Here is a 10893-nt window from a genome sequence, read left to right on the forward strand (position 1 = left end):
TATTGGGGGATTAGCTCATTTGGCTAGAGCGCTTGCCTGGCAGGCAAGAGGTGGTCGGTTCGAATCCGATATTCTCCACAATAAAAACCCACTGATTTCAGTGGGTTTTTTGTTTGTATTTTATTTGTACTTTGGTTTGCTGTTTTGAAGAACTTTTACAATCGAATTTCAAACATTTTTTCCATTCTATGTTTTATACTTATATCATTTATTCAAAAACTATTGATAAATATTATGTTGGTTCTTGTCAAAACATTCAAGAACGACTTAAAGGTCATTTAAATAGTAGAAGTAAATACACTAAAATTGCTAAAGATTGGGAATTAAAATATGCTGAAACTTACGTTTCCAGAAGTGAAGTTATCGAAGAGAAATGCAAATCAAAAAAATGAAAAGCAGAAAATATATTGAAAGTTTGATAGAAAGTAAGAGCTAAAGCATCCCGATGACAATCAGGAAAGTTATGGATTTGATCACATTCCCTCCACTTTTTTAAACACAAAATACCTGAAAACCCCTTGAATCTCATGATTTACGGGGTTTTTACTTTTAAGGGTTTTCCTATTTTTAGCCCACAAATTTGTTTATTTTTGTAGTAACTATAAATAGATTCTGATGAAAAAAATAATTCTAATACTGGTTGTAACAACCACAATAGCTTCATTTGGACAAAAACTCAATAACGTGAAATACCCGCAAACTAAAAAAGGAGAAACAGTCGACCAGTATTTCGATACCAAAATTGCCGATCCATACCGTTGGCTGGAAGACGATAAATCTGCCGAAACTGCGGCTTGGGTAAAAGCGGAAAACAAAGTGACCTATGATTATTTGTCGAAGATTCCCTTTAGAAAAGAATTGAAAGACCGATTAGAAAAACTGTGGAATTATGAAAAAATAAGCGCTCCTTTTACCGAAGGAGACTTCGCTTATTTTTTCAAAAACAACGGATTGCAAAACCAATCGGTGTTGTATCGAAAAGACGCTTCCGGTAAAGACACAGTTTTTCTGGACCCGAATACTTTTTCTAAAGACGGCACCACCTCTTTGGGCGAAATGGATTTCTCGAAAGATGGTTCCAAAATGGCGTATTCCATTTCAGAAGGCGGCAGCGATTGGAGAAAAGTAATCGTCATGAATGCCCTTTCCCAAAAAATAGTGGAAGACACTTTGGTCGATGTCAAATTCAGCGGACTGTCTTGGCAGGGAAATGAAGGATTTTATTATTCCAGTTATGACAAACCAAAAGGCAGTGAATTATCGGCAAAGACCGACCAACACAAATTGTATTTCCATAAACTGAGAACTTCCCAAAAAGAAGACCAAGTCATCTTTGGCGCAGACCAAAAACGAAGATATGTAGGAGGTACTGTTACCGAAGACGACCATTATCTGGTCATCACGGCATCCACTTCCACTTATGGAAACGAATTGTACATCAAAGATTTAACCAAACCAAACAGTCCCATTGTTACCATTGTGGATAATTTTAACAGCGATAACAATGTCATTGACAATGAAGGAAGTCAATTGTATATTGAAACCGACTTGAATGCGCCCAACAAACGTGTCGTTACGGTTGACGCAAACAATCCAAAACCCGAAAACTGGAAAGATTTTATTCCCGAAACCGAAAATGTTTTGTCGCCGTCCACTTGCAGTGGTTTTATCTTTGCCAATTATATGAAAGATGCCGTTTCGGCAATCAAACAATATGATTATTCAGGAAAACTGGTTCGCGATATCCAATTGCCGGGACTGGGAACGGCAGGGGGTTTTAGCGGAAAGAAAAAAGACAAAACCGTATATTATTCGTTCACCAATTATATTACGCCGGGAACCATTTACGCATTGGAACCCAAATCCGGAAAATCGGCGGTGTACCAAAAACCAAAAGTGGATTTCATAAGCGAGAACTATGTTTCCAAACAAGTTTTTTACACTTCCAAGGACGGAACCAAAATCCCAATGATGATTACCTACAAAAAAGGATTGAAACTCAACGGTAAAAACCCAACGATACTCTATGGTTATGGCGGATTCAACATCAGTCTGACGCCAAGTTTCAGTATTGCCAATGCCGTTTGGATGGAAAACGGCGGTATTTATGCCGTGCCTAACTTGCGTGGTGGTGGCGAATACGGAAAAAAATGGCATGATGCGGGAACCAAAATGCAAAAACAAAATGTGTTTGACGATTTTATTGCGGCAGCCGAGTACCTGATTGCCAAAAAATATACCTCTTCTGATTTTCTTGCCATTCGAGGTGGTTCAAACGGGGGATTATTGGTAGGAGCAACCATGACCCAACGTCCTGATTTGATGAAAGTCGCACTGCCGGCCGTAGGCGTAATGGACATGTTGCGTTACCACACCTTTACTTCAGGTGCAGGCTGGGCTTATGATTATGGAACTTCCCAAGACAGCAAAGAAATGTTTGGGTATATCAAAGGCTATTCGCCGGTGCACAACGTAAAAAAAGGCACACATTATCCGGCCACTATGGTCACAACTGGAGATCATGACGATAGAGTAGTGCCGGCACACAGTTTTAAATTTGCGGCCGAGTTGCAGGAAAAACAAACCGGAATCAATCCAACCTTAATACGTATCGATGTAAAAGCGGGTCATGGCGCCGGAAAATCTGTGGCCGCAACCATTCAGGAAAATGTTGATATACAGGCGTTTACTTTATACAATATGGGATTCAAAGCCTTGCCGAAACAGTAATTCTGTCATTGAGAGGAATTAAGAAATCTGGAGTTATACCGATGATAATCAGGAAGATAGCCGATTAGAATCCGGTATTCTCCACAAATAAAAACCATAATTACTGTTTTTAGTAGTTATGGTTTTTTCGTTTTTTATTATTTGTATGATTAATGTATTATTGGTTTACTTTATTTTTTGTTGAGCTACATGCAAACTTATTTTCCTGATTCCAGAACCCTTCGAATCTTTATCACATACATCTAAAAACGGTAAAGAAATTAGAAAATTCATTTATAAATAGCGGCAATAATCTTTGTGTTTTGTCCGTTTTAAGAAATTAGGGAATTGGTGCATATTTTAAACTTTTTTAGTACCTTTAATATTGGTTATGAATTGAGGTTTCTCATCTGTAATAGGATGAAAAAATGATTGGCAATTCGTTTCAATCGCATTACTCCCTTTAGAGTTTATCCAGAATCAGAACGGAGAACATATTGTATTTAAAAGACTTTTTATCATTATATTTAAAAGCCTCACTTATTTTATTATAATTTAAAAATATATCTATGAGAGTTGCCGTTACCCGAAAAAATGTAATATTTACCCCTGATTCCAGCAGAGTTGTTGCCCGGTATTTTATGAATGGCGATCAACGAACCCAAGAAATTGTGAGCCGTATAATGACGTTAGATGAATTTCAAGTTATTCATACACTGGAGCATACGCTTCGTGAGTTTGCCAGACGGCATCGAAATATTTCACGCATATTTTATAGGCATTGCGAAAACATTCGGGGGATAATTGAAGGAATGCAGATCAACTATGACGGTCTGTCGGATGAACGAAAAATGCTAATTGGTTCCTATTGTACTATGGAGTATGCCATTGAATCTGCTGCTTTTTTTAACCCTTCCATTATTGAAGATTTCGACCAATTATATTTGGAAAAAGGGGAAAAGCGTATCATCCTTTCTTTCCGAGCCACGGGAGAAGGTCATATCTCGTCAATCGTTTTTAGAAGGGGAATCCTCGATAAGAACAACGATCTCCAGGTGATGAAAATGGGCGCTAACATTGATAAGGCAGAGATTGTGCACAAATCATTATTTAACAAAAATAGATTTGTCAGGAAATTGGAGGAAATGCATACTCCGGATAAATACTCCGCCAAGATCCTGCAAGACCTACCCGAAGAATTTGAATATCATTTATTAAAAAATAAGATAAGTAAAGTCTTGGACGATCCATCGATCAGCCAGCAGAAGAGAAGCGCACTTGAAGAAGTAATCTGGTTGGCAGATTCATTTTATGATTTACAATTCAAACATGACTCCGATATCACCGAACGGGTCATATTTCCAATATCGGATTCTGAAAGCCGCGGTATTGAAGATGCGCGTTTTGTGCGCTTCGTTGATGATGATAAATCAGAAAAAGTATTTGCGACCTATACTGCCTATAACGGACATGTCATACTTCCAAAACTTATTTCAACAGAAGATTTTTATTCATTCCATGTAATGCCGTTACGTGGTGAAGGCGCACACAATAAAAACCTGGCAATGTTCCCCAGAAAAATCAAGGGCAAGTATGCCATGCTTTCCAGAATTGATGGCGTCAACAATTACCTGATGTATTCTGATCGACCTACAGAATGGAATAACCCCATTTGCATCCAGAAGCCACGCTATCCATGGGAATTTACACAAATTGGAAACGGCGGATCTCCACTATGGACAGAAGAAGGTTGGTTGGTTATAACTCACGGCGTGGGTCCCATGAGGCGATATTGTCTGGGTGCTTCGTTATTTGACCTTGATGATCCTTCGAAGGAAATTGGAAGACTTGACGAGCCCTTGCTTTCCCCTCGTGAAGATGAACGAGAAGGTTATGTGCCTAATGTAGTGTATTCTTGCGGTTCGATTATCCATAACAACACCCTTATATTGCCCTTTGCCGTATCAGACTATTCATCTACGTATGGCACGGTGGATATGGTTGAATTGCTTGATGCCTTGAAAAAAAGCAAATGAGAATTGGATAGATAATTATAAATACTTTGGGCAAGAAATAATTCCAAAAGAAAAAGGAAATCAATTCGAAAGCAACAATTCAGCTAATCGATCATCCCTGCTGTACACATCGTTATAAAAATGAATTTCACCCCCACGATTTACCCAAGCGGTAAAATAGCCTATGTAAACCGGGATTCTGGTTTTCAGGTTGTAGGCTCTTTCTACGCCGGCTTGCATGGCATCATCTATTTTTTCGACAGGCCAATTTTCATCGTCTTTCAAAACCAGTAAAGCCAAATCCCTGGGGCGTGCCACACGAATGCAACCGTGGCTGAAGCTTCGGGTGTCTTCATTAAACAAGCTTTTTGATGGGGTGTCATGCATAAAAATCGTGTGTGAATTCGGAAAAACAAATTTCACCAAACCCAATGAATTTTTTGGTCCGGGTCTTTGTCGTACCCTGCCGTCGTACCATTCCATTTCATTTTTTTCCAGATAGTTGCTGTTTTTGGCAATAGCCGGTAAAATCTCTTTTCTCAAAATACTGGGAGGTACGTTCCAGTAAGGACAAAATATGATTTGATTCATTTCGCCGCTAAAAACGGCTGTTTTGTTCATGGACTTACCCACTACCACTTTAGAAATTAACTCCGGTTTCCCGTCTTTAAAAAAAGTAAGTTTAAAGGAAGGGATATTCACCACGATAAACTGTTTAGATTTTGTCAAACTGGGCGAAACCCATCGGCAGCGTTCCATATTGACCATAATGGTCTTGATGCGTTCAGTTACCGGAATATTCATATTCATGATATGTTTGGGCAACAGCAAGGAATCTGGAGTGAACCCATTGTGTTCTTTGTATTTCAATATTCCCGCCAAGAGTTCTTTGTCGTATTTGTTTTCTTTAGAATCGGCGTGTAATTCTCCGGTTATCAGGAGGCGTTTTCGTATTTGCAGGATTACTTGGGAGGTGTCTCCCGGTTTCAGGGATTTCATTTTTTTGGGTATTACAATGGAGTCCCAACCACCATTTTTTTCGATGGTGCGGTATTTTTGCAAGGCTTCTTTCAATAAATAATATTGCCCTAAAACGTCTTTTTCGGGTTTATTAATCAGGCTTGGATTCAGGAGCAGAGAGTCTAATCCATTGGCATAAGATTGTTTTTTTCGGGGTAAAAACCAGTCCAATTCTGCCGTTTTTTTAGCATCTAATCCTTTGTATACCTTATCGGCATAAAAAAAATAGAGCGAAGACAGAAACAGTTCAGCCTCTACTTTTGGTTTCCCAATAGTATCCGAATTTTGTAGAAGAGCAGTTATTTTTTCTTGATAAGGCAGCTGAATTTGCAAGCCCTCCTGGTCCAGATTATTGACTTTGTCGTACAACAAATTGGCAAATTCGTTCAGTCCCTTTCTGTCATACCACAAATATTGGTAATGGCGTTCCCTGTAAAGTTGTACCACTTCGTTTTTTAGATAATTAAGCTTAGAATATTTTAAAAAAAAAGGAGCAATCAAGGTACTGTCAAAAGTTGCGGGAATAAATTCCTGAATGTGCACTCGAATAGGAGTCTGGACATTGGTTGCTGTTTCCGGCTCTTTGGACTTAAGTTGACATGAAAGTGCCAGCAACAAAAAGCAGCCAAAAAAGAAGACCAAACCGACAAGGATACGTTTCATGACAAGAAGAGGTTTTGTAACCATAAATATACAAAAAAACGAAGGGAATTGGAACTTTTGGAGGGTTTGATTTTTTTGGTTGAGGTTTTTAAAAACGCTGATTGGGAGATTGGCGTTATTTTGTTTTTAGCAATTAGGATTATTTCATAATGATGACAATTGTAAGCAGGTCAATTGTTAGAATAACTATAATTTTGGCGTATCAGATTTTAACTTCAGATGGCTCATAAACCGTTGTGTAATTGTCAAAATATAGATAATTATGGTTTACTTAAATAATTTAATTATGACTATTAAAGAAATTGTTCTGCAGTTGGATAAAAAAACTTCTTGTGGATTTCAAATTACTAAAAGAAGAGGAATATTAACTAGTACATGGTTAATTTATAAAAGGGAAAATTATTATTATTACTTTGATATTAATGAAAAAATAATTTTTGATGAAAACCATAAATATTCTTTAAAAGAACTTGAAGCGGAACTTCAGAATTTGTATTTCGAAATTAATTGTGAAATCAATTAACAAGAAACGGTGTTAAAAACTAATAATTAATTGTTAGAAATATTACTCATTTCAATTTTATTTAGTTCGGTCATTAATGCTTTTTTTACATCAGGAATAAACTCTTTCTTAAGAGGAATACCGCATATAAAAATATTGTTTGTTGATTGATTTATATTATTCTTATAACTAATTTTTTTTATTTCAACTTTATCTGAAGGATAACATAAAAATCCATATTTAGTGTCAGTTTTGCTAAATGATGAATAAGCCATAATTTGGTGTAAGTCATGTCTATGAACATCTTTCAAATTCTCGCTTTTGTCAAATTTGTTGTAAAGGTTTGATTTATATTTAGCATCAATAAATACAATAAGATTTTCTTTTTGGTAGATTGCATCTGGCTCAATATGTTTTAATTCCCAAGAATATCGATTAGAGGTTTTTGAATGAAATTTATAATTTGAAAATAAATGCCCTCCCGTTTCCTTTGAAATTTCTTTAAAAATATATTGAATAAACTTTTCGAAAACATCAGAGAAGTCCACTCGCCAAGCCGTGCTATCTACGAAATTGAAATTTAATATTCTATTAGCCTGATCTTTACAATTTTTAACTTTCAGATTGTCAGCAGATTTTACAACGATATTATTGGTTGAAATAGGTTTGTGCAAATAAAGTTTTTCGTCAATAAATGCCAATCTAGCTCTAATCGAACTTTTTATTCTTTGTGGAGTATTTGAAGACAAAAGTTCCAATTTACATAAGTCAAAGACATAGCGAATTTCAGAATACTCTTTATGAAACTCACTTAGAATATTTTTTCGTGTTGGAAATTTTAACCGATTTTCAATTTTATATTCTTCATTTATATATTTATTCCAATTTACTTGTCCTGTTGGTTGAGAAGTTATCTTTTCAACATTATCAAATTTTCTCCAAGGGGTTTTAATTAATATTTCAAGAGAGTCAATGAATTTTACAGCTTCCAAGTACAATGGTGGCCGAAAATTCTTCCCAGAAGCTAATGGCAAACTATCGATTACTTGAGGACTAATTTCGGTTCCTAAAAGATTAAGAATTTCTATGTAATCTTCAAATCTATCCCGTCCAGTAAATCTGGGCATTACAACAAAGTCGCCAATCTGCTTGCCTGTATCTGAAGCTCTTAAAGGAATGGTTCCAATAAATTCTGAAGTGCGAAAAGCCAAAGAAGTGTTTTGGTCTGTGCCAATAATGTATGGCTGAACACCTAAAAAACTAAAATTATCAGAATTGTAGTTGATAAACTTTTGCAAATACTGCCCTATAATTCTTTTATCAGCAGATTTAAACCATTTTTTTTGCAAAGCAACGCCACTTAACATAACGGATTTTTCTGTCAAGCAAGGTATTTCACAAAAAACATCTAAAGGCTTACTCATTCAAAAAGTGATTGATTAATTCTAGTTGTGAAATAATTATTGAACTCTTCTTTAGCATTTCTAACTAATCCTTCTTGTAAGTATTCCTTGATTAATGGAAATATCTCATACTTAATTCTATTATTCATTTCTTCATTCGATGAAGAGATGAAATAACCTTGTCCTGGTTGTAATGAAAGTTCATTACTTGTTGCATACCAATCAAATATTTCTTGTATTCTGCTAAAATCTTCTTTATAAAATTGTTTCGAATTAATTGGTTTTGGCTTTAAAGTGTACCATGCAAATCTTCTTCTTAAAGCAAAGTCCACAACTGCTAAACTTCTGTCTGCAGTGTTCATTGTTGCAATTACATTAAAATTCTTTGGAAGTTGATTAATCTTAAAGCCAGGGTAAATTTCTATGTCAACATCTGAATCTTCCATTTTGTGTTCAAATAGATAAAATATTGGACCCAAAACGTTAGATAAATTTGCTCTGTTTATTTCGTCGATTATTAAAACCGTTTTCTCAGTTTTATGCTCTATGGCATATTTTAAAGCTTCGGTAAAACTTCCTAGATTCTCAATATAACTTAATTCTTTACTCCTAACATCTGGTCTAATTCCATAGATAAAATCAGAAAAACTAGTCTCAGCGTGAAATTGTGTAAAAAATGTTTTAGCTTTTATTTTTACTGCTACTAATTTGGAGGTTCTTGTCTTGCCTGTACCAGGAGGACCTTGTAAAACAATAAATCTTCTTTCATTTAGCAAGCTTTCGATTTCTTCAGCTTCATCGATTTCCTCTGTTTTCAAAAAAGGTTCAAGAGCTTCTGTTATTGCTTTTCTATGCTCTTTGTTTGATGGCCATTCTCTTAGTTTTGCATAGCCAGCAACAAAAGCAGCAATTATTTCTTTCCCTTCTTTACTTTCCGGATTATCTACTATTTGGCAAACCGGCAATACTTTGGTATAGGTTTTAATAGTGTTTTTGATGTGCTGTAAATCATTATTTCCAGTAATTGTTTTTGGCAAACTGGTTTCAATATCAGAAAAATCAGATTTACAATAACCTCGTTCATTAGTTAATTTAAAAAATAACCTTCGCAGTCCTGGATAAGTTGCTAATTCATAATCGTTTTTAAACCCACTTGAACCAATACCTAAACAAACTAACCATGGTTTATTTACCTCATTCGGAAAGATAGTCAATGAAAAATCATGAAATGGACCAGAAGTATCTTCGTCAGGATGAATAAAACCAAAATATGCACCGTTATCTTTCAATGCTTCTTGTTTAGTATTATTGCGCTCTATGTATGGTTTGTTGAATTCATTTTCAGCTTTGGCACCAAATTGCTCTGCTTTTTCCTTTATAAATTGTCTAATGTTATCTATAATCATTTTTCTGCTTTAAGTATTGTGTTATTGTAACCTAGATTTATAATGAAATTGGAATAGTAAGCTCTATTCATCAAATAAGTCTTTAATTTTTATATCAAGAGCGTTTGCTAATTTTTCAATTACTTCAATAGAAACATTTCTTTCACCTTTTTCTATTGTTGGCAAGTAAGTTCTGTCAATCTCAGCAAGATTTGCAAGCTTTTCTTGAGAAAGTCCTTTAATTTTTCGGAGCTCTTTTATTTTTAGACCGAGTTTTTGCTTAATATTCATGTTAACAAATATTACAAAATGTGGCCTATAATGCAACGGAGTATAGTCCGGTTTTCTTTATATTTGATAAATATTTTTAAACAATGAGTTTTCACGCTAAAATAATCTTTGGAAAAGACCAAGTAAAAAAGTTTCATAAAAATGAATCTTTTACCGATTATGAAATAATCATAAACGTAAAGGAATATATTTTTGAAACTAAAGCAGAGAGAATTGCCTTTTATAAAGGGATTGGGGAAGCTATGGGACGATTAGAATTTGAAGTGATTAGAGAATTCGAAGAAAAAATCAATAAAGAAAAAGAAGACGAAAACAAATTTGATTATTGGGCATTCATCGAAAAATACTATCCAAAATATTATTCTTGCGACAGTGTTTTACTAAGCGACATCTTAACCAGAAAGCTTGCCGGTGAAAAAATCTGCGAAAAGGATGAAGAATACATAAAAGATTGGGATATTAGAAAGGAATTATTTGAACTTGACAAAGGACTACTTTGTAATGCTTTTAAACGCTACTTCGATACTGTCTATCCTGAAATCCTCAATAATAACGCATCATAATTTATATTTTATTCGTAAATAAATAAAAAATATTTTGGCAAAAAACTCAAAATTGCCATTTTCGTCGACAGCGAATTCTTCCACGGCAAAGACTGGGAAACCCAAAAAGACCGCGTCAAAACCAATACGGAGTTTTGGCAAAAGAAAATCGAACGAAACATTCAAAGAGATGTTGAGGTCAACAACTACTTGGCATCACAAAACTGGAAAGTGCTCCGTTTTTGGAGTGGGGAAATAGAAAAAAATCTGGAGGAATGCATTGCCAAAATCCAAGCAGAGATTGTATTGAAGTCCAAAAATCCAAAGAAATCCTGACACTTTTTAATACCGCTAGTTATTTCA

Annotated in this window: 10 protein-coding genes and 1 tRNA gene; 7 read left to right on the forward strand and 4 right to left on the reverse strand. The window is 35.2% G+C overall.

What is annotated here, in order from left to right:
- Nucleotides 1-4: 4 nt before the first annotated feature.
- The 4 genes from B2145_RS04385 (at nucleotide 5) to B2145_RS04400 (ending at nucleotide 4745) form a co-directional block, all read left to right on the forward strand.
- Nucleotides 5-78, forward strand: a tRNA-Ala gene (locus tag B2145_RS04385).
- 110 nt (nucleotides 79-188) lie between these two features.
- The gene (locus tag B2145_RS04390) at nucleotides 189-392 is read left to right on the forward strand and encodes a GIY-YIG nuclease family protein (protein ID WP_291098739.1); all 204 of its coding nucleotides are present in this window, start codon (nucleotides 189-191) and stop codon (nucleotides 390-392) included.
- A gap of 223 nt (nucleotides 393-615) precedes the next feature.
- Nucleotides 616-2730: a prolyl oligopeptidase family serine peptidase gene (locus B2145_RS04395; RefSeq protein WP_291098742.1), complete on the forward strand. Its 2115-nt coding sequence runs from the start codon at nucleotides 616-618 to the stop codon at nucleotides 2728-2730.
- A 548-nt stretch (nucleotides 2731-3278) separates the two neighbouring features.
- On the forward strand, nucleotides 3279-4745 hold the full coding sequence (locus tag B2145_RS04400) for a glycoside hydrolase family 130 protein (RefSeq protein ID WP_291098745.1): 1467 nt from the start codon (nucleotides 3279-3281) through the stop codon (nucleotides 4743-4745).
- Nucleotides 4746-4805: 60 nt separating this feature from the next.
- Here the strand turns inward: B2145_RS04400 and B2145_RS04405 are convergent, their stop codons facing one another.
- Nucleotides 4806-6407 carry a L,D-transpeptidase family protein gene (locus B2145_RS04405; protein WP_291098748.1) on the reverse strand — a complete coding sequence of 534 codons (1602 nt, stop codon included), beginning with the start codon at nucleotides 6405-6407 and terminating at the stop codon, nucleotides 4806-4808.
- 286 nt (nucleotides 6408-6693) lie between these two features.
- Here B2145_RS04405 and B2145_RS04410 point away from each other — a divergent pair, with 286 nt between their 5' ends.
- Nucleotides 6694-6930 carry a hypothetical protein gene (locus tag B2145_RS04410; RefSeq protein WP_291098751.1) on the forward strand — a complete coding sequence of 79 codons (237 nt, stop codon included), beginning with the start codon at nucleotides 6694-6696 and terminating at the stop codon, nucleotides 6928-6930.
- 26 nt (nucleotides 6931-6956) lie between these two features.
- Here B2145_RS04410 and B2145_RS04415 read toward each other — a convergent pair whose 3' ends face one another.
- From B2145_RS04415 to B2145_RS04425, 3 genes are all read right to left on the reverse strand, one after another.
- Nucleotides 6957-8333 carry a hypothetical protein gene (locus tag B2145_RS04415; RefSeq protein ID WP_291098754.1) on the reverse strand — a complete coding sequence of 459 codons (1377 nt, stop codon included), beginning with the start codon at nucleotides 8331-8333 and terminating at the stop codon, nucleotides 6957-6959.
- Nucleotides 8330-9718, reverse strand: a complete 1389-nt coding sequence (locus tag B2145_RS04420; RefSeq protein ID WP_291098757.1) for an McrB family protein — start codon at nucleotides 9716-9718, stop codon at nucleotides 8330-8332. The genes B2145_RS04415 and B2145_RS04420 overlap by 4 nt, the downstream gene beginning before the upstream one ends.
- A gap of 63 nt (nucleotides 9719-9781) precedes the next feature.
- The gene (locus B2145_RS04425; RefSeq protein WP_291098760.1) at nucleotides 9782-9988 is read right to left on the reverse strand and encodes a helix-turn-helix domain-containing protein; all 207 of its coding nucleotides are present in this window, start codon (nucleotides 9986-9988) and stop codon (nucleotides 9782-9784) included.
- A gap of 83 nt (nucleotides 9989-10071) precedes the next feature.
- On the opposite strand from B2145_RS04425, the gene B2145_RS04430 reads away from it, so the two are divergent.
- Both B2145_RS04430 and B2145_RS04435 read left to right on the forward strand, forming a co-directional pair.
- Nucleotides 10072-10551, forward strand: coding sequence for a hypothetical protein (locus B2145_RS04430; RefSeq protein WP_291098762.1), 480 nt, complete (start codon nucleotides 10072-10074; stop codon nucleotides 10549-10551).
- 159 nt (nucleotides 10552-10710) lie between these two features.
- The gene (locus B2145_RS04435; RefSeq protein ID WP_291098775.1) at nucleotides 10711-10866 is read left to right on the forward strand and encodes a DUF559 domain-containing protein; all 156 of its coding nucleotides are present in this window, start codon (nucleotides 10711-10713) and stop codon (nucleotides 10864-10866) included.
- Nucleotides 10867-10893 lie beyond the last annotated feature (27 nt).

Origin of the sequence: Flavobacterium sp. UBA5153, assembly GCA_002413745.1 — a bacterium.
Classification (GTDB): domain Bacteria; phylum Bacteroidota; class Bacteroidia; order Flavobacteriales; family Flavobacteriaceae; genus Flavobacterium.